The sequence below is a fragment of the Peribacillus faecalis genome, assembly GCF_014712675.1.
Classification (GTDB): domain Bacteria; phylum Bacillota; class Bacilli; order Bacillales; family DSM-1321; genus Bacillus_AD; species Bacillus_AD faecalis.
Genome location: NZ_JACXSI010000055.1, coordinates 25,608 through 49,414 on the forward strand (window position 1 = coordinate 25,608; position 23,807 = coordinate 49,414).

23 protein-coding genes are annotated in these 23,807 nt (G+C 40.5%); 13 read left to right on the forward strand and 10 right to left on the reverse strand.

Annotated features, from left to right (window positions below; genetic code table 11):
• Positions 1–27 precede the first annotated feature (27 nt).
• From IEO70_RS17170 to IEO70_RS17190, 5 genes are all read left to right on the forward strand, one after another.
• Positions 28–1,410 carry a YjiH family protein gene (locus IEO70_RS17170; protein WP_190999601.1) on the forward strand — a complete coding sequence of 461 codons (1,383 nt, stop codon included), beginning with the start codon at positions 28–30 and terminating at the stop codon, positions 1,408–1,410.
• 146 nt (positions 1,411–1,556) lie between these two features.
• The gene (locus tag IEO70_RS17175; protein WP_190999602.1) at positions 1,557–2,693 is read left to right on the forward strand and encodes an amidohydrolase; all 1,137 of its coding nucleotides are present in this window, start codon (positions 1,557–1,559) and stop codon (positions 2,691–2,693) included.
• 25 nt (positions 2,694–2,718) lie between these two features.
• Positions 2,719–3,525, forward strand: a complete 807-nt coding sequence (locus tag IEO70_RS17180; RefSeq protein ID WP_190999603.1) for a GNAT family N-acetyltransferase — start codon at positions 2,719–2,721, stop codon at positions 3,523–3,525.
• 18 nt (positions 3,526–3,543) lie between these two features.
• The gene (gene menC / locus IEO70_RS17185; RefSeq protein WP_190999604.1) at positions 3,544–4,653 is read left to right on the forward strand and encodes an o-succinylbenzoate synthase; all 1,110 of its coding nucleotides are present in this window, start codon (positions 3,544–3,546) and stop codon (positions 4,651–4,653) included.
• Between the two features lie 20 nt (positions 4,654–4,673).
• Positions 4,674–5,693, forward strand: coding sequence for a homoserine dehydrogenase (locus IEO70_RS17190; RefSeq protein WP_190999605.1), 1,020 nt, complete (start codon positions 4,674–4,676; stop codon positions 5,691–5,693).
• A gap of 78 nt (positions 5,694–5,771) precedes the next feature.
• Here IEO70_RS17190 and IEO70_RS20470 read toward each other — a convergent pair whose 3' ends face one another.
• Together IEO70_RS20470 and IEO70_RS17195 are read right to left on the reverse strand one after the other, a co-directional pair.
• Positions 5,772–5,936: a hypothetical protein gene (locus tag IEO70_RS20470; protein ID WP_407949620.1), complete on the reverse strand. Its 165-nt coding sequence runs from the start codon at positions 5,934–5,936 to the stop codon at positions 5,772–5,774.
• 36 nt (positions 5,937–5,972) lie between these two features.
• Positions 5,973–6,452, reverse strand: a complete 480-nt coding sequence (locus IEO70_RS17195) for an ABC transporter permease (protein WP_407949622.1) — start codon at positions 6,450–6,452, stop codon at positions 5,973–5,975.
• Between the two features lie 333 nt (positions 6,453–6,785).
• Here IEO70_RS17195 and IEO70_RS17200 point away from each other — a divergent pair, with 333 nt between their 5' ends.
• The 5 genes from IEO70_RS17200 (at position 6,786) to IEO70_RS17220 (ending at position 11,392) form a co-directional block, all read left to right on the forward strand.
• Positions 6,786–7,985, forward strand: a complete 1,200-nt coding sequence (locus IEO70_RS17200) for an ABC transporter substrate-binding protein (RefSeq protein WP_328820960.1) — start codon at positions 6,786–6,788, stop codon at positions 7,983–7,985.
• Between the two features lie 89 nt (positions 7,986–8,074).
• The gene (locus IEO70_RS17205; RefSeq protein ID WP_190999606.1) at positions 8,075–8,953 is read left to right on the forward strand and encodes a branched-chain amino acid ABC transporter permease; all 879 of its coding nucleotides are present in this window, start codon (positions 8,075–8,077) and stop codon (positions 8,951–8,953) included.
• Positions 8,954–8,966: 13 nt separating this feature from the next.
• A complete protein-coding gene (locus IEO70_RS17210) occupies positions 8,967–9,929 on the forward strand; it encodes a branched-chain amino acid ABC transporter permease (protein WP_190999607.1) in 963 nt (320 codons plus the stop codon).
• On the forward strand, positions 9,904–10,683 hold the full coding sequence (locus IEO70_RS17215) for an ABC transporter ATP-binding protein (protein WP_190999608.1): 780 nt from the start codon (positions 9,904–9,906) through the stop codon (positions 10,681–10,683). Before IEO70_RS17210 ends, IEO70_RS17215 begins: the two co-directional genes overlap by 26 nt.
• A 1-nt stretch (position 10,684) precedes the next feature.
• Positions 10,685–11,392: an ABC transporter ATP-binding protein gene (locus IEO70_RS17220; RefSeq protein WP_190999609.1), complete on the forward strand. Its 708-nt coding sequence runs from the start codon at positions 10,685–10,687 to the stop codon at positions 11,390–11,392.
• A 179-nt stretch (positions 11,393–11,571) separates the two neighbouring features.
• On the opposite strand, the gene hmpA is transcribed toward IEO70_RS17220, so the two are convergent.
• On the reverse strand, positions 11,572–12,777 hold the full coding sequence (hmpA, locus tag IEO70_RS17225; protein WP_190999610.1) for an NO-inducible flavohemoprotein: 1,206 nt from the start codon (positions 12,775–12,777) through the stop codon (positions 11,572–11,574).
• 168 nt (positions 12,778–12,945) lie between these two features.
• Between hmpA and IEO70_RS17230 the strand changes: the two genes are divergently transcribed.
• Positions 12,946–13,374 (forward strand): Rrf2 family transcriptional regulator, encoded by a 429-nt coding sequence (locus tag IEO70_RS17230; protein WP_190999611.1) that lies wholly within the window; start codon positions 12,946–12,948, stop codon positions 13,372–13,374.
• Positions 13,375–13,400: 26 nt separating this feature from the next.
• Here the strand turns inward: IEO70_RS17230 and IEO70_RS17235 are convergent, their stop codons facing one another.
• Positions 13,401–14,174, reverse strand: a complete 774-nt coding sequence (locus IEO70_RS17235; protein WP_190999612.1) for a MerR family transcriptional regulator — start codon at positions 14,172–14,174, stop codon at positions 13,401–13,403.
• A 110-nt stretch (positions 14,175–14,284) separates the two neighbouring features.
• Here IEO70_RS17235 and IEO70_RS17240 point away from each other — a divergent pair, with 110 nt between their 5' ends.
• A complete protein-coding gene (locus tag IEO70_RS17240; protein ID WP_190999613.1) occupies positions 14,285–14,812 on the forward strand; it encodes a hypothetical protein in 528 nt (175 codons plus the stop codon).
• 273 nt (positions 14,813–15,085) lie between these two features.
• On the opposite strand, the gene IEO70_RS17245 is transcribed toward IEO70_RS17240, so the two are convergent.
• The 5 genes from IEO70_RS17245 to IEO70_RS17265 all read right to left on the reverse strand — a co-directional run bounded on the left by IEO70_RS17245 (position 15,086) and on the right by IEO70_RS17265 (position 20,892).
• Positions 15,086–15,265, reverse strand: a complete 180-nt coding sequence (locus tag IEO70_RS17245; RefSeq protein WP_190999614.1) for a hypothetical protein — start codon at positions 15,263–15,265, stop codon at positions 15,086–15,088.
• 59 nt (positions 15,266–15,324) lie between these two features.
• Positions 15,325–15,981, reverse strand: a complete 657-nt coding sequence (locus tag IEO70_RS17250; RefSeq protein ID WP_190999615.1) for an HAD family hydrolase — start codon at positions 15,979–15,981, stop codon at positions 15,325–15,327.
• 272 nt (positions 15,982–16,253) lie between these two features.
• Positions 16,254–17,729, reverse strand: a complete 1,476-nt coding sequence (locus tag IEO70_RS17255; protein WP_190999690.1) for an NAD(P)/FAD-dependent oxidoreductase — start codon at positions 17,727–17,729, stop codon at positions 16,254–16,256.
• A gap of 227 nt (positions 17,730–17,956) precedes the next feature.
• Positions 17,957–19,492, reverse strand: coding sequence for an amidohydrolase (locus tag IEO70_RS17260; RefSeq protein WP_190999616.1), 1,536 nt, complete (start codon positions 19,490–19,492; stop codon positions 17,957–17,959).
• Between the two features lie 38 nt (positions 19,493–19,530).
• The gene (locus tag IEO70_RS17265) at positions 19,531–20,892 is read right to left on the reverse strand and encodes a hemolysin family protein (protein ID WP_235973648.1); all 1,362 of its coding nucleotides are present in this window, start codon (positions 20,890–20,892) and stop codon (positions 19,531–19,533) included.
• A 249-nt stretch (positions 20,893–21,141) separates the two neighbouring features.
• Between IEO70_RS17265 and IEO70_RS17270 the strand changes: the two genes are divergently transcribed.
• Entirely contained in the window at positions 21,142–22,455 is a 1,314-nt protein-coding gene (locus IEO70_RS17270; protein WP_190999617.1) for a Na+/H+ antiporter family protein, read from the forward strand.
• Positions 22,456–22,964: 509 nt separating this feature from the next.
• Here IEO70_RS17270 and IEO70_RS17275 read toward each other — a convergent pair.
• Positions 22,965–23,525: a GNAT family N-acetyltransferase gene (locus IEO70_RS17275; RefSeq protein ID WP_190999618.1), complete on the reverse strand. Its 561-nt coding sequence runs from the start codon at positions 23,523–23,525 to the stop codon at positions 22,965–22,967.
• Positions 23,526–23,807 lie beyond the last annotated feature (282 nt).

The window sequence follows — 23,807 nt, forward strand, 5'->3', positions numbered from 1 at the left end:
ATTGTTTTTAATAAAGGGGAAAACGAAATGAACAATCTTGCTCAAAAGCAAAATGAACAATTGCAGCAATCAACGTATACTGCAAAAGATTATTTGAAATTTTTAATTCCATCATTAATCGGTATTTTATTATTTATTGTCCCGATAAAAGCAGATGGTTCAATTACGATACCGATTGCCTTTTTATCCGGGCAAATCATGTCTGCTGTCGGCGATTATATTCCGTTAACAGCTGTAATATTTATTGTATCAGGCGCTATCGGCACAGTGTTTGCTGTTTTGGCAAAGCCGGCTTTTATCATTAACCGTCCATTTCTGAATAACTTGCTGAATGTAAGTATATTTTGGATGATTACTCGTGTAATCGGTGCGGTGATTGCCGTTTTAACATTATGGCAATTCGGCCCAAGCTGGATTATTTCTGAAAATACAGGGGATACGCTTCTTCATGGTCTTATTCCTACGTTATTTACGACTTTCTTTTTGGCAGGTATTTTATTGCCGTTATTATTGAACTTTGGATTGCTTGAATTTGCAGGTGCATTATTTATGCGTATTATGCGTCCGGTTTTTAAATTGCCTGGTCGTTCATCATTGGACTGCTTAGCTTCATGGGTTGGCGACGGCACAATCGGAGTGCTTCTGACAGCGAAGCAATATGAAGAGGGATATTATACGAAACGTGAAGCGGCAGTCATTGCGACAACGTTCTCGGTAGTATCGATTACTTTTTCCATCGTCATTCTTCAGCAATTGGATTTGGAACAATATTTTCTGCCGTACTATTTCACAATTGTTCTAGCAGGTTTTGTTGCTGCAATTATAATGCCGCGCATTCCGCCTTTATCGAAAAAAGCGGACATTAGCTATGAACAAGTGGAAATGATACCAGAGGACGACATTCCTTCTGATGTATCGCTTGCAAAATGGGGTTTAAATTCCGCGCTAAGAAAAGCGAGTAAAAATGATAAAGTTTCTTCTATATTTAAAGAAGGTTTCCAAAACGTATTGGATATGTGGGTTGGTGTTCTGCCGGTTGTTATGGCAATCGGAACAATCGGTTTGATTATTGCGGAATACACGCCTGCTTTTGCAATCTTAGGTAAGCCATTTGAGCCAATTTTAGCTTTAATGCAGGTGCCTGAAGCAGCTGAGGCGGCTCAAACAATGGTAGTTGGATTTGCCGATATGCTACTTCCGGCGATTTTAGGAAGCGGAATTGAAAGCGAATTGACACGATTTGTCATTGCCTGTGTATCTGTTACGCAGCTTGTTTACTTATCGGAAATGGGTGGACTTGTTTTAGGCTCTAAAATTCCGGTTAATTTCTGGGATTTAGTGCTGATTTTCATTTTACGTACTATTATTACATTGCCAATCATTGTAGTCATTGCGCATATAATATTTTAATCGATAAACCAAGAGGGCGCGCCTATTAAGACAAGCTGTAAATGTCTTGAAGGCGCCTCTTTTACTTCATAAGGAAGAAATTTTAAAACGTACGTAGGTAGGGCTGTATAACCTTATAATATAATGGCATTAAGGAGGTGTTCACGATGAGAGATTTGATCCAAGCAATTAAAGAGAATGAAAATGTTATTTTATGTACATATGATGCGCTGCATAAATTGGCCGAGCCGAGCTGGAAAGAAGAAAAGACATCACGTTACTTGCAGAAGGTATTATATGATGCAGGTTTTTCTATTCAGACGTTTGCGGGTCACTATGGTTTCATTGCTGAACTGCAGGGAGAAAAGCGGGAAGTGATTGCTCTTCGCGCCGATATGGATGCGCTTATGCAAGAGATTGATGGAGAGGTGAGAGCGAATCATGCATGCGGACATGATGCCCACAGCACGATGGTTTTACATGCTGCGCTTGCATTGAAACAAAGCGGAAGATGCTTCCGGCATACTGTCCGGTTTATTTTTCAGCCGGCTGAAGAGGTGGCTGAAGGAGCGCTGCAAATGGTGAGGGACGGCGTTTTAGAGAATGTGAAGTTTCTTGGCGGCATTCATTTGCGTCCGGAATTGGAAGTGCCGTTTCAAAAGGCCGCTCCTGTCATTCAGCACGGTTCGAGTGTCAGCATTAAAGGGGTAATTACGGGAAAAACGGCTCATGCCGCCAGACCGGAGCTAGGCATTAACGCACTTGAGGCAGCTTCTGCACTCATTCAAGCAATATCGCAAATTCGTTTGCAAGCGCAAGGAAGCTATTCGATTAAAATAACGGAGCTGCAAGGTGGTGAGGCATCCAACAGCATACCTGAAAAAGCCCGTTTTACATTCGATTTAAGATCGGAAAACAATGAGACGATGGATTTGTTAATTAAAAAAGCGAAACGTGTCGTTGAATCGATTGCAGCACTGACAGAAACGAATATTGCATTCAGCTTGGAAGAGTATGCTCCGGCTGCGGTTACGAATGATGCTGCAATTGCAGTTTCTACAGAAGCGATTGCGACTGTTTTAGGAAAGGAAAATGTAAATTCATACTGCAAATCACCAGGAGCGGAAGATTTTCACTTTTATACAATGAAAAAAACGGATATCGCTGCTACGATGATTGGACTCGGTTGCGGCCTGCAGCCGGGATTGCATCATCCGGCAATGACCTTTAATAAAGAAGCATTGATTTTTGGCACGCAAATTTTAGCACAAACTTTGCTGTTTGCCGACAAAAAGCAGTGGTAATGTTAAACAGCAAGGAGGAACATGAATGAAACACGAAATTTTATCTTCATTAACGATACGAACTCTTCATACAGTAAAGGAATTAGAAGACGTCTATGAGTTGGAGTCGCTTGTTTGGTCGGTTGAAGATGCTGTGCCGGTGAATCAGACGATAGCAACGGTCAAAAATGGCGGTTTTATTTTAGGAGCATTTTTTAACAATAAGCTTATCGGTTTTCAATATAGTTTCCCGGGTTTTAACGGGAAGAACATTTATCTTGTGTCGCATAGCCTCGGTATTCATCCTGATTATCGCGCGTTCGGTATCGGAGAACGCTTAAAAAGAAAGCAGAAGGAATTGGCTTTGCAAATGGGTTATGAATACATTTCATGGACATATGATCCGCTTGAGACTGTTAATGGCAATTTGAACGTCCATAAACTGAAAGCCGTCTGTACGGACTATATGGAAAATGTATACGGAGAAATGTCTGATGCTATGAACAAGGGCATTGCGACAGATCGCTTTTTAGTGGAGTGGCGAATTAGGGAGGATGATGACGAAACAGCTCACAACTTATTGCATCCGTACTGTATTAATACGGATGTGAAGGATGGTTTTATAAGACCATCGGAAATCATATTAAATTTAAACGATGAACACTTGCTTGTGCCGGTTCCGGGTAATTTTCAAAGTTTGAAAAAATGTGATTTCCTGCTTGCCGTGACATGGAGAGAGACAACGAAACAAGTATTTTCTCATTACATGCAAAGAGGCTGGCTCGTAGTCGATTTATTGAAGGATAGCCAAATGGAAAATCAATATGTATACGTGCTGAAAAAAGTGAACTAAGAAATAAGGGGAACAAAAATGGAGATTAATAGAATCATTTTAAGACAGGTCAAGATGGAATTGCTGCATCCTTTTACCACAAGTGTTGGAACAGAAGTTGATAAAGACTTTATCGCTGTAGAAGTGCAATCGAAGAGCGGCTTATCAGGCTGGGGAGAATCGGTGTCGATTGTCGAACCGATGTACAATGAGGAAACGGTTCAGACGAATTGGCATATGATGAACGATCATTTAATACCGCGTTTGTCTAAAGCTTCGATCAGCCATCCTGATGACGTAATGGACATTTTTAAACCTGTACGCGGTAATTTCAATGCGAAGGCTGCTATTGAAGGGGCAATATGGGATTTGTATGCGAAGGAAAATAACGTATCCCTTTCTAAAGCTTTAGGAGGCGTGAAAAAGCAGATTGAAGTCGGAGTCAGCATTGGCATAAAAGAATCAGAAAGACAGTTGCTGAAACAAATTGAGGACTATCTAAAAGAAGGCTATAAAAGAATTAAAGTGAAAATTATGCCTGGCTGGGATATTGATATTTTACGAGCTGTCCGCAAGGAGTTTCCTGCTATTCAGCTGATGGCTGATGCCAATTGCGCATATTCCCTAAATGACATAGATCATATGAAACAGCTGGATGAATTCGGGTTGACGATGATTGAACAGCCGCTAGCTCATGATGATATTATCGACCATGCTAAATTGCAGGCCGAGCTGGAGACACCAATCTGTCTTGATGAAAGCATTCACTCAGCGGAGGATGCGAGAAAAGCGATTGAATTAGGAAGCTGTAAGGTAATCAATTTGAAGATTGGCCGGGTTGGCGGACTGACAGAATCGAAAAAGATTCATGATTTATGTGTTCAGCATCATATTCCGATGTGGTGCGGCGGGATGCTCGAAGCGGGCATCGGACGTGCACACAATATTGCGATTACGAGCCTTGCCAACTTCACTTTGCCAGGGGACACAGCACCTTCTTCACATTATTGGAAGCAAGATATTATCGACCCTGCTGTGGAAATGAAGGGCGGATTGATTACAGTTCCGGACGCACCGGGAATAGGTTATACACCGAATATTGCAAGAATTGAAGATTTGACGATTTTCAGTAAAACTTATCACATTTAAATAGTTTGCAGGAGAAAGAGATGAAAAAAGACTTAATCATAAGCGGTTATGGAAATGTTGCAAAGGAGCTGGTAAAGCTTCTGTCAGAAAAAGAAGAAATGCTGAAGAACACCTATGATTTGGAAATAAAGGTTTGCGGAATTATTGGCAGTAAAGGGATGATTGCTCAAGATGAAGGTATTCAGCTTGAAGCTCTGCTGAATTACGGCAATGGCTCGGATGCGCTTCTTCAATACGCGGTAGATATGCACATCCCGTTGCAGCAAGCTAATATAAATGGTGATATTCTTGTTGAATGCTCGCCGACGAATATAGTAAACGGTGAGCCTGGGAAAACGTACATAATAGATGCGTTGTCGCAAGGGATGGATGTCATTGCTGTTTCAAAGGGAGCGTTAGTTACTTCATTTGAGGAAGTGATGGAATTAGCAAATCAACATGGAGCAAAGCTAAAATATAGCGGCGCAACTGCTGCGGCCTTGCCGACTTTGGATATCGGCGAATATAGCTTAGCCGGCAGTACGATTACATCTATCGTAGGGATTTTGAACGGCACAAGTAATTATATATTGTCGAGTATGGCTGAGGAGCAGCTTTCTTTTAAACAAGCATTGAAAAATGCCCAGGAGAAAGGGATTGCCGAAGCAAATGCGGATATGGATGTGAAAGGCTTTGATAGTGCTTGTAAAATCTTATTGCTCGCCAACCGTTTTTTAGGAACGAAGCTAGCTTTGCGAGATATTAAAATTTCCGGGATAAATGAAATAGCGATAGAACATCTGTCTGTGGCGCAAGCAGAAGGAAAAAAACTAAAGCTGATCGCTCAAGCTGCACTTCACGAAGGTAAGGCAATAGTGCAAGTAAAACCAATCATGCTTTCAAAAGAGCACCCGTTATTTCATGTTGATGGAACAAACAAGGGGATTGTTTTTGAAACGAAGGAAATGGGCGCGATTTGTGTGACGGGCGGAGCATCCCATCCGCGAGCAGCTGCTGCAGCCGCGCTGAAAGATTTGATTAATGCGGTATGCCTACGCTAAAAAAGAGACTGTCTAAAGGTCGGTGATTGGCTTTTAGATAGTCTCTTTGCTATTATGCTGTCGCTTCTTGATTTTTCCTTATATAACTGGATAACAGTGTGAACAGGAAGAAGTACCCCAATAATAAAAGTATATTTCTGAACTCTGGGGCATTGCCGCGAATAATTTGCCAAGCTTCATTTCCAATCCCGGCAGCCAGACAGCGATATTTTGAATAAACTTTGGCAATACTTCAAGCGGCATCCTTATGCCTCCCAATATGGCAATTGATAAATAAATTTAATTGCTGACAGCTGAAGCGGTATCCACTCTTTTCATTGTGCCGATTAATGTACCGAGAGCCAGAAAAGGCAATGACCCAATTAGGATCCATAATCCCGAAAGCAGCCATTCAGTGATAGAAAGGGAAACCGAGTTTACAACGCCGCCGATTACAAAAATTAATATAATCGAAAATACATGAATGACGGATTGACTAACCATTTTAGAAAGAAAGTATGATTGAGAAGATAGTGGTGTGAGTTTTAGAAATAAAGTCCAGCCTTTCGTTTGTTCTTCTACTAAACGAATACCCATTGTCATGATGGCGGAACCCATAACGATAAATGCGGTCATCGACATTAAGAAATGCGCTTCAAATAAGCCTCGATCATCAACATTAGGGGCAAAAACCTTCGTGAAAACGAAATAAAAGACAATTGGCATAAATAACGACCAAAATACGTAATAAGGATTACGAAAGATTCGAATAGTCTCCATTTTACATTGCATCCTGAAAGAGCCCATCATTACTTTTCCTCCTCTGAAGATGTCAATAATTCAAAGGCTTCTTTACTTCATCGGTATCTTCTGTTTCGATAGTCACAAATGTCATGAAGGTGAAGACGAATTTCGTAAAAGAAGAGGAAAAGTACTTAATAACAGTGTAAATGGTAATAAAAAGAATATAAACCAAAATATTATATATTTTCAATTAAATGTAATTAAATATAGACTTAAGGCCTTATTATCGTGTAAGATATTTTTAGAATATTTGTTATTTTTAAAATATTCATACATAAGAATTAGTAATAGAATATAGGGGGGTTTGATGTGAAGAAGAAGTTAACCGGGCTATTATTCTCTTTATCTCTAGCAGCAAGTGTTGTACTTGCAGGCTGCGGATCTGATTCAACTGACAGCGATAGTGGCAGCGATTCAAGCGGCGGCAGTAAAGGCGATACAATTAAAATCGGTGCAAACCTTGAACTGTCCGGTGGTGTGGCATCTTATGGACAATCTATTTTGGAAGGTCTTGAATTGGCCATCGAAGAAATTAATAAAGAAGGCATAGACGGCAAAAAAATCGAGCTTGTTAAAGTCGATAACAAATCTGAAGGTTCAGAGGCGACAAGTGCCGCTTTAAAACTGATTACACAGGATGATGTTGTAGCGAGTGTCGGTGCAGCAACGAGCGGTAATACAATTGCCCAAGTGCAAATTGCTGAGGATAATGAAACACCGATTATCTCACCAAGCGGTACAAGTCCTGATATTACATTCAAAGACGGCAAATTAAACGAATTTGCATTTAGAACAAGTTTTATCGATCCTTTCCAAGGTACAGTTGCAGCTAACTTTGCAACTCAGGAAATTAAAGCGACAAAAGCAGCAATCTACTTAGATAGCGCTAGTGATTATTCAAAAGGCTTAGCAGCAGCTTTTGTCGAGCAATTTGAAGCAAATGGCGGAGAGATTGTTGCAGAAGAAGCATATGTTGCTAAAGATACTGATTTCCGTGCGACTTTAACACGTTTGAAAGCAGCAGAGCCGGACTTCATTTTTCTTCCTGGATACTATGAAGAAGCTGGTTTAATTGTGAAACAAGCGCGTGAAGCTGGATTGGACATTCCGATTATGGGCGGCGACGGATGGGATTCTCCGAAATTAGTTGAAATTGCAGGCAATGAAGTGTTAAATAACACATTCATTACGAACCATTATTCTTCCGGTGACCCAGATGAGAAGATTCAAGAATTCGTTAAAGCTTTCAAAGCGAAGTATTCCGACAAATCTCCTGACGCTTTCAATGCTTTAGGCTATGACACTGGATACTTCCTGGCAGATGCTATAAAGCGTGCCGGTTCAACTGATTCTGTGAAAATTAAAGATGCGCTTGCATCAACTAAGGATTTAGAATTGATTACAGGAACATTTACGTTAGATGATAAGCACAATCCGGTAAAATCAGCGACAATCCTTGAATTTGTTGATGGAGAACAGCAATTTAAAACAAAAATTGATCCGCAATAAAGAGATTAAGGAGGGGGGCGACTATGCCTCCTTTTTTCTAATAGTTTTCAAAATATTATCCGGGAAATATTTTTCAAGGGGAGTCGAACATGGAATGGATTCAGCAAATTATTAACGGGCTTTCGCTCGGCAGCATTTATGCCCTTATTGCACTTGGTTATACAATGGTTTACGGAATAATAAAATTGATAAATTTTGCACATGGCGATGTGTTCATGATCGGCGCTTTTGTCGGTTTTTATTCCATCACCATTTTTGATTTGCCTTTTATACCGGCATTGATGGTGGCGATGACTGTATGTGCGGTGTTTGGCGTATTGATTGAACGAATTGCTTATAAGCCGCTCCGAAATGCAACAAGAATAGCCGCTTTAATTACAGCAATCGGTGTTTCGTTACTGATTGAATATGGATTTATTTATTTCCGTGGCGCGCAGTTGGATGCCTATCCACAAGACGTACTGCCATCCGAAAACATCGATATTTTCGGTATTTCAGTGAATAGTATGTCAATCTGGATATTTGTTGTATCAATTATACTAATGGTCATTTTGCAGTTCATTGTCCATAAAACGAAAATAGGGAAAGCGATGCGTGCGGTTTCCTACGATGCCGATGCTGCAAGATTGATGGGGATTAATGTTGATAATACAATATCAGCTACTTTTGCGATTGGCTCAGCATTAGCGGGTGCTGCCGGTGTTATTTTCGGTATTTATTATATTAAGATTGAACCGCTTATGGGATTGCTTCCAGGACTGAAAGCCTTTGTCGCTGCGGTTCTGGGCGGTATTGGCATAATACCGGGAGCAATGGTCGGCGGATTGCTGCTAGGTGTTATTGAAGCATTAGTAAGTGCTGCCGGTTACTCATTATGGCGTGATGGTGCAGCTTTTGTAGTGCTAATCTTAATTCTTATTTTCAGACCACAAGGCATCTTCGGCAAAAACAAAAAAGAAAAAGTATAGGGGAGACAAAGCTATGAATATATTGAAACGAGCAAAAGGATTTTGGCTCTCAATTGTACTCTCGTTCGTCATATTTGCTGTCATTCAAATGCTGATCAGCGGTGGATCTTTGAATGCTTTCTATCAAAATACGATTATGTTTATCGGGATAAATATTATTTTGGCAGTGAGTTTACACTTAATAATAGGAATTACAGGACAGTTTTCCATCGGACATGCGGGCTTTTTGGCAGTGGGAGCGTATGCTTCTGCTGTTGTGACGATGAAGCTTGAACAGCCTTTCGTTTTGTCGCTGTTAATCGGGGGAATTGCAGCCGCTTTAATGGGACTATTGATTGGTATTCCAAGTTTGCGATTAAAGGGTGACTATTTAGCAATTGCGACGCTTGGCTTTGGTGAGATAGTCCGGATTACACTTTTAAATATCGACTATGTAGGTGGAGCAGCTGGAATGCAGGTCAGTCATATGACGACTTGGCCATGGGTTTTTGCATCTGTATTAATCACGATTGTCGTTATTCGCAATTTCACGACTTCAACACATGGACGCGCCTGTATTTCGGTTCGCGAGGATGAGACAGCCGCAGATTCAATGGGGATCAATACAACTTATTATAAAGTTATCGCGTTTGCGATCGGTGCTTTTTTTGCAGGAATAGCAGGCGGGTTGTATGCTCATAACTTTTATATAATCCAGCCGGTTAATTTCGGATTTTTAAAGTCTTTCGATATTTTGATTTTTGTAGTGCTTGGCGGTCTTGGCAGTTTATCAGGATCTGTATTGGCTGCGATTCTTTTGACGATTGTGACAACATTCTTGCAGGACTATCCGGAAACGCGAATGATTATTTATAGTTTAGTCTTAATCATTATGATGATTTATCGTCCGCAAGGTTTAATGGGGACGAAAGAATTTACAACGTTCTTTAAGCGAAAAGGGGGGCACAAGCATGACAACAAACAAACCACTGCTTAAAGTTGATTCGGTCGGAATACAGTTTGGAGGCTTGAAGGCTGTCTCTGGCGTAGACATGGAAATTCATCATGGGGAGCTCGTTGGATTAATCGGACCGAATGGAGCTGGAAAGACAACATTTTTTAACTTGTTGACAGGCGTGTACATACCGACAGAGGGGAGCATAACTTTAAATGGCGAGAATTTAAAGAAGTTGCCTCCGTATAAAATCAACCAAAAAGGTATTAGCCGAACATTCCAAAATATCCGTCTTTTTGGCGATTTATCGGTTATTGATAACGTAAAGGTTGCGTACCATTCGTTAGCGAAGCATAACATTTTAAGCTCTATTCTCCGTCTGCCGAATCATATAAAAGGCGAGAAGATTATAGAAGAAAAGGCATTGGAGTTTTTGAAGATTTTCAATTTGGATATATACAAAGACGAGCTTGCGAAAAACTTGCCTTACGGTCAGCAACGACGGTTGGAGATTGCACGTGCCTTAGCGGCAAATCCAAAATTGCTGCTGCTCGACGAACCGGCTGCCGGCATGAACCCACAAGAGACGCAAGAACTTATGAAATTGATTTCCTTTATTCGAGAGAAGTTTGATTTGACAGTCTTGCTTATCGAACATGACATGTCGCTAGTTATGGGTGTTTGTGAGCGAATTTATGTATTGGATCACGGTCAGTTGATTGCTCATGGAAAGCCGGAAGAAATCCGCAACAATCCAAAGGTTATTGAAGCGTACTTAGGCGAGGAGGTTTCATAAAATGTTAAAAGTGAATGACATCAATGTATATTACGGAAATATCCAAGCGCTGAGAGGGGTTTCGCTTGAAATCAATCAAGGAGAAATCGTCACATTAATCGGGGCTAATGGAGCCGGAAAAAGCACGTTGCTTAAAACGATATCCGGTCTGCTGAAGCCGAAGCAAGGCGATATTATATTTAAGGATGCTTCAATTAAAGGAAAAGCGGCGCAAGTTATTGTTAAGCGAGGCATCTCGCACGTTCCGGAAGGTCGCCGAGTGTTTGCCAATATGACAATAGAAGAGAACTTGGATCTAGGCGCTTATTTAAGAAAAGATAAGGCTGGCATTAAGCAGGACCTTGAAAAGGTGTATCATCTGTTTCCGAGATTGCTCGAACGCCAAAAACAGCAGGCCGGGACATTATCAGGTGGGGAGCAGCAAATGTTGGCGATGGGGAGAGCCTTAATGGCAAAGCCTGAACTGTTGCTGCTTGATGAACCTTCAATGGGTCTTGCGCCTTTGCTTGTTAAGCAAATTTTCTCGATTGTTCAGGAGATTAATAATGCCGGTACGACAATTCTATTAGTTGAACAAAATGCCAATCTGGCACTCTCCATTGCCGATCGGGCATACGTAGTAGAAACGGGGCGTATTGTATTATCGGGACAAGCTGCTGAATTGACAGCTAGCGAAGAAGTGAAAAAAGCCTATTTGGGCGGCCATTAAGACAAATCAAAAATCGCTATTAAAGCGATTTTTTTTGTAAATAATTCTTTTGGAAGGAGGAGTATTTAAAAGATATAGTTCTTCTGCATGAACTGATCGAAAAATTTGCACGATAGAAAAAACAACCGTTGAGAAAAGGTTTTCCCAACGGTCTAACAAAAAACCTGCGTTAAGTTTTATTATTGAATAGCCATTGCAGGTCCAAAGAATTCATATTTCACTTGTTCCTCGGAAACTCCCGATTTGTATAAAGCAGAAACAACAGATTGCATGAACGGTACAGGTCCGCATACATAATAGATGCCGTTAGTATCAAGTTGCTGTAAAGTTTCTTCAGTTACACGACCTGCAGCATATTGGAAGCCCTCTTGTTTTTCACTGCGGTCACCAGATTCATAGTAGAATGAAGCACTGAAATTGGAAAGCTGATTTTGAAGCGTCGCCAACTCTTGATGGAAGGCTTGTACTTGTTCGTTTTGCACAGCATGAATAACTGTAATATCTCTTTGAGACTCTTTATCTGCCAATGTGTGAAGCATACTCATAAATGGAGTGATTCCAACTCCTGCCGCAATAAAGTGAATCGGCTTAGTTTCATATAAGTCGATTGTGAACTCGCCGGCTGGCGCTGTCACTTCAATTGAATCGCCCTCGTTTATGAAATCGTGAAGATAGTTGGATACTTTACCAGCAGGCGAACCTTCTATTGCTTCTCTTTTGATTGAAATTCGGAAGTAATCTTCATTCGGTAAAGCAGTTAAGCTATATTGTCTGTTTAATAAGTACTGTTCACCGGGAATCCTTACACGAACTGTTATATATTGGCCGGGATTAAATGACGGCAATTTTGAACCATCTCCTGCAGTTAAATAGAAAGAAGTAATATTTTTGCTTTCTTTCACTTTTTTGCTGATAATGAAAGATTTGTAGCCATCCCAGCCTAATTCAGCAGTGGCTTCTTCATACATGGCTTTTTCGACAGAAATGAAGATATCGGCAATGACTCCGTATGCTTCTCCCCATGCATTTAAGATTTCATCAGTTGCTACGTCACCTAAAACCTCTTTAATCGCCCATAATAATGTTTCGCCGACTACCGGATAGTGCTCAGGCTGTACTTGCAGACTGCGGTGTTTGTGAGCAATTTGCTTAACTGCCGGCAAAAGCACTTCCAATTGGTCGATATATTTCGCAGCTGCCATAACAGTAGTAGCTAAGGCATTTTGTTGTCTGCCTTTTTGTTGATTTGTGTGGTTGAAGATATTTAATAGTTGTGGATGCGTTTCAAATAATTTTTTGTAAAATGCTTTTGTAATTTCAGTACCGTAAGCTTCTAATGCAGGTACTGTTGCTTTAATAGTTGTGATAGTTGATTGTGATAACATGAAGTGTCCCCATCCCTTAAAGAAGTATTTTAAATACATGTTTCATTATAAATGTTCAGAAAATAAAAGCAATATTTAAAATACATGTTTTTATGACAATTATGTTCAAATTTACACCATTATGTTAAAATAAAGATAATTGAAATCTCTTGCAATGAGGTATGAATAATGAGATTAACAAGTTTTACGGACTATTCAATTCGCGTTTTATTATATGTGAATGTACATAACGATCGGCTCGTTAACATCCAGGAAATAGCTGATGCTTATGGCATTTCTAAAAATCATTTGACGAAAATTATTTATCAGCTCGGTAAGCTGGGGTATTTAGAGACTGTTCGGGGCAGGAACGGAGGGATACGTTTAGCGATGGAGCCGAGTGAGATTAATATCGGGCAATTGGTCAGAAAGACAGAAGAAGATTTTAATATTGTGGAATGCTTCGGCGGTGATCACTCGGGGTGTCCTATTACATCGATTTGTACGTTAAAGGGAGTTCTCAATCAAGCGCTGTTTGCTTTTTTGAAAGTGTTGGATTCTTATACTTTAGAAGATATTTCGAAAAATAAAATCAAGCTAAAAGAGCTATTTGGCTGATATCAAAACGCCGGCGTATTATTTATTTAATTACGCCGGCGTTTTGGTTGTCGGTTCATATTTTCATAGACAGACGTTATCTCTTCCACATAATCCAACAGCTCTTGATCAATTGGATACAAATTCATAGCCTCTGATTGTTCTTCTGATTTTCTTGCTTTCCAAAAACGTTCCGCAAGCTCTTCATCGCCGTCGAATGTCTCTAACGTCAATAATTGAATATCTGCTGCGAGCAACTGAGCTTCTTTCGAATGAGGGGGAAGTTTTTTTTCGGCATAAAGCTGTATTCTTTTCATAATATGAAGCCACTTAATTGTTTCCGGATTGTCGTTTTCAAGATGAGGGAGCACTTCTTTCAATGTCAATTGTTCTTGTTTGTTGAAGAAATCGTCTGTTACGAGTTTCTTTTCTTTATTCATCATTTCGTTTTGTCTTACTAAAGGAAGCAGCTGTTCCCAGTTAAGCTCTTCTTCTAAAAATAAAATATGTAAGAGAGATTGCGTGTGAGCGAGAGATTGCTGCAGTTGCTGAATTTCTTTTTGCAATAAATTTTTATGAAGCAAAAGGACGGCATGCATATCTGCTTCGTTCAGTATGTTTTGGATATCCGATAGAGGCAGGGAAGCGGATTTTAATAAAGTTATTTTCTCCAAGGTGAGCAAATTGTCTTGTGAATAAAATCTTCTGCCGCTTTCATCTTTCACCTCAGGTTGGAGAAGATTGATTTCGTCATAATAGCGTAGCGTCCGCAATGAAGTATTGAATTTTTTCGAAACTTCGCCGATTGAAAAATATTTCATTTATAAACCCCCTAAACAAAGCTTGCAGGTTACGTAACGTCACCATTTACACTCAATATAACATATTTTGGAATTGTAAAGAATGTAATTTAGTGAATAGGAGAAAAGAAATGAATGCAATTGCTTGGAGTATTGTAGCGTGTGAAATATTGTTTTGGGTCTTTATTTTAGCAGGGTTAATCACGAGGTATATCGCTAAAAGAGAAAAATTAGGTTTTTTTCTGCTGGCAATGACGCCGGTTATTGATCTTGTATTGGTTATCATTACAGGCTTGGATTTGTATTGGGGAGCGACCGCCACTATGGCACATGCGATTGCCGCTGTCTATATTGGTGTATCGATTGCTTTCGGAAAAAGCATGATTCAGTGGGCGGACGACAGATTCCGCTATTATGTTATGAAGCAAGGAGAAAAGCCGGTAAAAAAAGTCGGACTCGAATTTGCAAAGCATAACTTTATAGGCTGGTTGAAACATGTTTTAGCTTATTGTATCGGAGCAGCGATATTGTTAGGCTTAGTTTATTGGATAAATGATGCAACACGAACAGAAGCATTAACATCGATATTCAAAGTATGGTCACTCGTCTTAGGCATTGATTTTTTAATCGCAATCAGTTATTTTATTTGGCGGAAATAGGCGTATTTTTCATACAAAATCCTCCAGATAGGTCGGACCGATGATTTTCGAATGCGGTCTAATTAGAAATGGCGGAGCAAGCAGGTTTTAAGTTTATTTGCTTTGGAATTGAAAAGAGAAGTGACTATGGATGGTCACTTCTCTTTTGTTAAAAGCCACTCATTTTACTGCCTAATCAGTCCGCATTTCTCCGGAATCGGTCTGCTTTAAAAATTAATCAGTCCGGATTCAAAAATAAACGGCCCGAGACTGCAGAGTTAGTATTTGCTTCGATTACACACCGGTACGTTTGCGTTGGTTATTTGTTTTCTTCGTTTGCTGGCTTTTTAAGCTTTTTGTAGCAGTAGAATAATGTGATGTATCATTTTTATTATTGCCTTGCTTTTTAGCTGCCAATTTTTGATTGATGATCTCTTGTAAGCTTAACTTTTTTTTCGGTTGTTCATTCTTCATAGTGTTATTCTCCTTTATGTTCAAGAAAGTATATCACTGAGAGAGAGACGAAAACAAGTTTAAACCGTATCATTCTTTAAATAGGCAATTACATCATGCAAGCTTTGTGCGCTGCAGACCACTTTTTCAAGAACTTCTTCGTGTGGATGAACAAGATCTTTCACAAAAATTGTTGCGATACCCGCGCTTTGGCCGGCACGTAATCCATTTTCGCTATCTTCAAGCACGATGGCTTCTTCTGCTTTCACGTTCAATTTATGTAATGCTGTTAAGTAAATATCCGGATTCGGTTTAGATTTTTTCACTTCATCACCGCAGACAATCTCATCGAAAAAGTGATAAATATCCGCTTGCTTCAGCATAAATTCTGCATCATCGCGATAAGTGGAAGTCGCGACACCAAGCTTATAATCGTTTTCCTTTAAAAATTGCAGCAATTCCACTAAGCCGCTTTTTTTCGGAATGTCATTTTCATGATAATATTGCAGTGTTATTTCTTTTTTATGCTTCATTACCTCCTCAAACGGAAAATCCTCACCATAGTGCTCTGAAAATTGCTTTCTAATATATTCACTTGTTGTTCCGATAATCCGTGTATTTAAATCATGATCATATTCAAACGGGAAATGCTCCATCGTTTTTTTCATCATTTCTATGCCAAGAACTTCACTGTCGAACATTAAACCGTCCATATCGAAAATAACTGCTTTAATCATGAATGATTCTCCTTTTTCGCTTTATTTCTGTCTATTTCATTGTAAAAAAAGCTTTTGGGCTGTTTCAAGGGCTATTACATCCATTAAAAAATGCCTCTGAAAGATTGTTAGTCTTCTAGAGGCGGGGAATTCATCCGAATTTAGGAATAATTAGTCCGAATTTACAAAGAATTCATCCAGATTTTAAAATAATTAATCCAGGTTTGCTGTAATTCTTTCAAATTCCCAAATAATTAGTCCGCATTTACAAATAATCAGTCCGAACCGCTAAATTAGGCATAAACATTTTGAACCGCTGGAGAAGTTTGAATTCCATTGACCTTATTAATAATATCGCGGGCAATCCACACACCGCACGCTCCGGCTTGAGCCAATCCGCGCGTGATGCCAGCTCCGTCTCCGCCGACATACAGTCCGGAAATTTCCGATTCGAAATGTTTATTCGTGACAGGTCGGGCTGAGTAAAACTTCGCTTCAACACCGTAAAATAATGTGTGTTCAGATGCTAAACCGGGTGACACATGATTTAAGGCTTCTGTCATTTCAATTAAGCTCTTCATCGTATTGTATGGCAGCACTAACCCTAAGTCTCCGGGAACCGCTTCTTTCAAAGTCGGCTCGATGAATCCTTCTTTTATTCGTTTCTCTGTCGAGCGTCTGCCTTTCAAAATATCACCGTATTTTTGCACGATGATGCCGCCGTTAGATAGGGCATTTGCCAGGCGGGACACATCAATTGCATATTCATTCGGTTGATCAAACGGCTCGGAAAATTTATGAGAAACGAGCAGGGCAAAGTTTGTATTGCTGCTGCCGAGTTTTTTATCTTTATATGCGTGACCGTTTGCCAGCATGATGCCGGAATGGTTCTCTACAACGACATGACCGGACGGATTGCTGCAGAAAGTGCGTACTTGTGTGCCGACTGATGTGTTGTAAATGAATTTTCCTTCATATAAATGCGTGTTGATTTCTTCCATGACAACATCAGAAGTTTCAACGCGCACGCCGATATCGACTTGGTTGTTTATCATGTGCAAGCGGCGTTTTTTCATGATTTTTGTCAGCCATTTTGAACCGTCGCGACCGGGAGCAATCACGACTTTATCGGCCAAAATCGCACTTCCGTCTTTTAAGACAATTCCTTTAATTTGATGACCGCTTTCGTTTTTCTCGGTAACAATGTCTTCAACTTCAGTTTTGAACTGCATGTCGACTTTATCTTTTAAGTATTCAAAAATGCTTTTTAATATTTCAAGGTTTTGTTCAGTTCCTAAATGTCTCACTTGGGAGCGCAGTAACTTCAATCCTGCCGCATAACCTCTTTTTTCGATTTCTCTAACTTCAGGAGTTAATGGGTCTGTAATTGTTTCAGTTGCCCCATGACTTAAATTGATGGCATCGACATATTTAATTAAATCGATTACTTGAGAATCATCGAGATAATCTGTCATCCAACCGCCAAATTCACTTGTGATGTTGAATTTTCCGTCCGAATAAGCTCCGGCTCCTCCAAAACCATTTGTGATGGAACAAGCAGGCAAACATCCGGCAAATTCTTTACGGCCGACTGCAGGCGGACATTTTTCGATTTTCTTCTGAAGAATCGGGCAATTTCTTTTATAAATATCGTGACCTTTATCAATTAAAAGTACTTTCGCTTGCGGCATTTTTAAGCTTAGTTCATAGCAGGCAAAAATCCCCGCGGGACCTGCTCCGACTACAATTACATCATATTGTTTCATAATCATTAACCTCCAGGTGGCTTGATCTTTTTTCCTGACACCATCGGTAAATATAACAAATGATGATTTATTCGTCAATACAATAAGCGAACTTTTATTAATTTAATGATATTATTGTTCGTATTTAGTTTAATTATTACAAGGGTAATGTAGAAAAATATCGTAAAGTGTTATAAAAACACGAAAATCATTTGTCATTCATGTGACGATGACAAGCCTCTAAAATTGATTTAGAGGCTTGTTGCGTAAGAGATAATTTCACCATTGACGAATAGTTGGTTCGGTCTCAAATGCCGCACTTGCTCTTTGGCGACATGAAACGGATCTGTCTCGTATATTTGGAAGTCAGCAGCATAACCGGCACGTATTTCTCCACATTGGCTGCCAATAGTTTGTGCGCTTCCTTTAGTGTATAAGTAAATCGCTTCATATAAAGTAAGAGATTCTCTTTGTGCGGGCTGATCCATCGGTTTGCGTTCTATTGCCGCATAAATTCCTTCCCAAGGATTTATTGTTTCAATCGGGGCATCTGAGCTTCCGCCGCATATGAAGCCATTACGCACGAATGTTGCCAGCAGATATGCGAAAGGAAGACGGTCAGAGCCTATTCGCTCTTTAATCCAAGCGAAGTCAGAACTATAGAAAATCGGCTGTAAATCCAGGACGATAGGCATGCCTCGCAGCTTTTCGATACCATCTTCAGGAAGCATAGACAAGTGGATAAGACGGTCTTTTTGATTTTCAATGACAGGGGGGTATTTCTTTAAGACAGATACAGCCATCTCAAATGCGGCATCACCGATAATATGGAATGCGACAGTGCGCTTGCTTTTCCGCACATTCTGTACTTCGGCTTCAAGCTGTTGTTCCGAAAAATTGCGGATGCCATAATTGTTTGTATCGTCTGAGTATTGTTGTTTCAAATAAGCGGTGCGGCTTCCGAGTGACCCATCGAGAAAAAACTTCACACTGCCAATTGACAGGTAAGGGTGAGGCGGATGGTCGAAGAAGCCTTGTTCATCGACTTTCTTCCAAACGGTATGATGCGCCAGCAAATGCAGCTTCATTGAAGGATTGTCTGTTTTATACAATGTGTTGGTAAAAGCTTGAAGTGTCGGTGCCCAATCACCATAGTAAGATAAATCTTCACTGACAAGGGAAGTGATTCCATACGAATTGGCATCTCTTATGCCGGCCTCGATATATCGTTCCAGCAATTGCAACGGGTACGTTTGCAAAAGTTTTCTTAATCTTTGCATAGTACCTTCGTATATGTACCCGTTCAACTGTCCGTTTATGTCTTTCCCGATTTCTTTCTCGGGAATGTCCCAATCGGCCAGCTTATACTTATGCATGGCACACTCATTTAGTAAAATTGTATGATAGCAGCGGCGAATGAGAATGACAGGCTGAAGCGGGAACCATACATCCAGGTCAGCTTTCGATATTTCACCGTCTGTTGTCAAATCTTCATGAAATCCTTCAGCAATAACCACATCGTTTTTGAGTGAAGCAGCCTGCAGTAACAGCCGTACTTCTTTCTTTGTTGTCGCGACAGAAAGATTCACTTTCTCAAGCTTTTCTCCGTGCCCGATCAAGTGAAGGTGCGAATCGATAAAGCCGGGCAGAATCGTTTTTCCGGCTAAATCAATTTTTTCATAAGATCGGCCATTTAAGAAATGCAGACAATCTTGAAGATTGCCTGCACGTTCAATTAATCCATTATTCACGATTACTGATTCAACGGTTGCGCCTTCCTTTTCCATTGTATAAAAACGTCCGTTATAAAATAGTTTTCTGATAATTATTCATCTCCATCCTCTTGAATTGACTTCTTAGCGGAACTTTCTTCTTCCTCCGGGAGCTTCTCAATCAGCAATTGATCAATTCGGTTGCCGTCCAAGTCGACGACCTCGAATGTGTAACCGTTGGAGCTAACGCGACTGCCTTTCTTCGGCAAATCTCCCAGAAGATATATGAACAGCCCGGCTACTGTATGATAAGAGGAGCGTTCCTCACCCGGTAAAGGGTCTTTAATATCCAAATATCGTTTTAAATCCTCAATATGCAATAAACCATCCGCCAAATATGAGCCGTCATGGCGAACAATTAACTCAGGTTCTTCTTCTTCAATCGGAATGTCGCCGACGATTGCCTCGAGTATATCAAATAATGTAATCATTCCAAGGAAACCGCCATACTCGTCCAGTACAAATGCCATACCGCTGCCGCTCTTCTGCATCGACTGCAGAACGGCACTGGCATCCATCTGTCTGGGCAAAATTAACGGCTGCTTCAAATGTTTAGTGATTTGGTGAGCATCGGTAATCGGGAAATCCATTAAAACATCGCGTACATCGACAAATCCGAGAAAATCGTCCAAACTTCCTTGGCCGACAGGAAGCTTATTATGTTTGCTGTTCAAAATTGATGCGGCTATATCATCATTTGTATCCTCTAAGTCTATCCAGTCTAAAGTTGTGCGGGGCTGCATCAGTTCAAATGCCAACTGATCGTGGAAGGCGAAAACACGCTCGACTTGCTGTACTTCATCATGGGCGAAAGCGCCGTCTTGAACGCCTTTCGATAATAATTGTTTAATTTCAGACTCAGCTTCTTGGCTTGTGTTTTGTTTTTTTAAGCCCAGCAAGCTGAAGACATATAAAGTTGATTTAGATAAAATCCAAATGAATGGACGCATAATCTTTGAAAATATATTCATAGTCGGAATCACTGTCAGTGTAATGCGCTCGGGAGCCGCAAATGCCATGCGTTTAGGGACAAGTTCGCCGACAATAAGCGATAAATACGTAATCGCAGTGACGACTACAATATAACTGATTGAATAAGCCCAATCGCTGCTTAATCCCCAATTAATCATTAAGTTAGCAAAAGGGGTTGATAAACGAGCGCCACCGAAGGCCCCATTGATGATGCCGATTAATGTAATGCCGACCTGAACGGTTGACATCAGATCTGTCGGATCCTTTAAATAACGAAGGGCAAGTTTCGCGCTAGTTTTGCCTTTTTCTGCTTCATTTTTTAGTTTGGCTTCACTGCATGATATGAGAGCAATTTCAGTCATTGCGAAAATTCCGTTTCCTATGATGAGCAAAAATACGATGAGTAAATCTATTAACCAGGAAGAGTCCACTTTGTCCATCATCTCCAAATGCCTTTTCTATTATTATACAAAAGCTGAATAGTGTTTGTATTGGTATTTTTCAAACAATTATTGTTAGTTAATGGTATCGTTTCATCTTTTATACCAATTAGTTGAATGGATTAAACCATCTCTACTAAGGGAAGAAGAAAAATGAATAAATTGACACAATTTTATTATAGTGATATTTTAATATGTATATTTTAGTTCTTTACCGATTTATCAAACTAAAGCGTCGAGAGGGATATTATTATGAATGCAGTTATAGTAGCGGTTTTTATTATGCTTATTTTGAGCCTACTCCGTGTCAACGTCGTGTTATCTCTAATTGTGGGAGCGATTGCCGGTGGCTTGACAGGCGGGCTTACTTTTGAAAAAACGATTGAAGTGTTTACGGGCGGATTAGGGGGAAGTGCCGGCGTGGCATTGAGCTATGCTTTATTGGGAGGGTTCGCAGTGGCAATCTCGAAGACAGGGTTGCCTAATCTATTGGTCGAATGGGTACTTAAAGTTGTGAAGAAAAATGGAGATTCGAAAGGAAAGACTTATTCAAAGGCGTTAATTTTATTTGCTTTACTCGTAATCGCTTGCTTTTCGCAAAATGTAATCCCGATTCATATTGCTTTTATTCCTATTTTAATACCGCCTATGTTGCGGTTATTAAATGAATTACAGATTGATAGAAGACTGATTGCTTCAGTTTTAACATTCGGTTTGACAGCGCCGTATATTTTATTGCCTGTCGGATTCGGGAAAATATTTCATGATATTTTGGCAACGAATATGGCGAGCAGCGGCTTAACGATTGACACAAGTGATATTCCGGTCGCAATGTTGATTCCGACATTAGGCTTGGTAGTAGGTTTACTGGTTGCAATCTTTTTCTCATATCGTAAAAAGAGAGAGTATGAGACACGTGAAATAGTGAAGGCTGAAGAAGGCCCTTATTCGAAAGCGGGCATTATTTTTGCGGTTTTATCAATAATCGGAGCGCTTGTAGCTCAGTTAGCATTTGATTCAATGATTATCGGGGCTGTTGCAGGTATTGCGATTTTGTACATCAGCCGTTCTGTGCGTTGGAATGAAGCGGATGCATTGCTGACTGAAGGTATGAAGATGATGGCCTTTATCGGCTTCGTTATGCTATCAGCTTTTGGGTTTGCTGATGTATTGAAGGCGACGGGTGATGTTGATACGTTAGTGCATCAGGCTGCGGATATCATCGGAGGCAGTAAGGCATTGGCAGCTTTACTGATGCTGATTGTCGGTTTGCTTGTGACAATGGGAATCGGTTCTTCATTCTCGACTATCCCGATTATTGCAACCATCTTCGTTCCGCTATCATTGGAGCTTGGATTCAGTCCGATGGCAACAATCGCTTTAGTAGGAACGGCGGCAGCGTTAGGGGATGCCGGGTCACCTGCATCTGACAGCACGCTTGGACCAACTTCCGGATTGAATGCCGACATGCAGCACAACCACATTTGGGATACATGCGTGCCGACATTTTTGCACTACAATATTCCGCTGATTATTTTCGGCTGGATTGCAGCGATGGTTTTATAAGAAAAAACCGTCACCGGTCCTTTTTCATCATGAATATGCCACTTAGACACTTCGGTGAAAAAGGAGCCATGCGGATCCGAAAAGCGGAAGCGGCCCGTTCAGCCCCGACCTGCATAAGTCGAATCACGTAGGAAATTGTAAAATTTCTGGAGTGATTTGGCTTATGACCTCGAGGGGCTGGCCGCTGCAGATAGACACTAGACAAAAAAGGAACAGCGACTAAGAGCGCTACGTCCTGTAGCAACGTCGCTGTGACTCTCATCGTGAGAGCCCCACCCAGGAAACCCGATCTTGGTTTCTTGGGGGAGGCAGGAGAAGGAACATCGGCTAAAGGCGCCACGTCCTGTGTCAACGCCGATATGACCTACATCCTGTAGGCCTCCGAGCATGGCAGGTGAAAGGTTAGACAGCTATCCAAGTTCAGAATGTAAACTTAATTTTATAAGGGAATTAAAATACCGATGCTCACCAAAGGGGGCATCGGCATTTTTTTTCACTATAAGTTCGGTTTAGTTAATTTTAGCGAAAACGCATGTATCAACTAACCCGTCGGAATCAGGTGCTTTAGCATTGTTTTTTAATACACCTTCTAATGTATAGCCTAATTTTTCAGGAATAGCACGGCTTTTGATGTTGTTAGGATCGCAACGTATTTCGATTCTTTTTGCCTTCAATTCGTTGAAAGCGAAGTCAGTAATACCTTGTCCTGCCTCGGTCATATAGCCTTTTCCGCTAAAGCGTGTGTCAAGCCAATAACCGATTTCAAACTTCGGAACAGTCCAATCGATCCGATGCAAGCCGGAGGAGCCGATAAATTGCCCACTTTCCTTTAAAAATAAATGGAGGCGCAAATCCTTTCGGCTGAGAAAGTCGAGATGTGTCTGGCGCACATTCGCTTCAAGATCCTGCTCAGATTGCTCTTTTTGTGCAAAAGGTACCCATGGCTTAAGTTCCGGGAGAGAAGTAGAAATAGCATCATAGACCGCTTTTCCGTCACTCGGCATGGGCATTCGAATTAACAGTCGTTTAGTCGTGAACTCGTTTGGAAAATCTAATAAAATCGGATTCATCTTATCACCTCGACTAGATTTACATAACATTATAGTATAGGTTGAAACGTAAACATTTAGTTGATTTCGGCAGAAGGGTCGGACTAATTATGGGGGAATGTGGAAGAATAAAATAGAAAAGTGGAAGAATTACTGAGAAGTTGGACGAATTATTTAGAGAAGCAGAAGAATTAATTTCAAAAGTGGAGGAATTACGGTGAAATTCGGATGAATTATGCCGGGGGCGAAGTGAACGAAGGACCGGTGTTGAGTTGGAACCGGAAACTTCCATGTGAAAGAGGC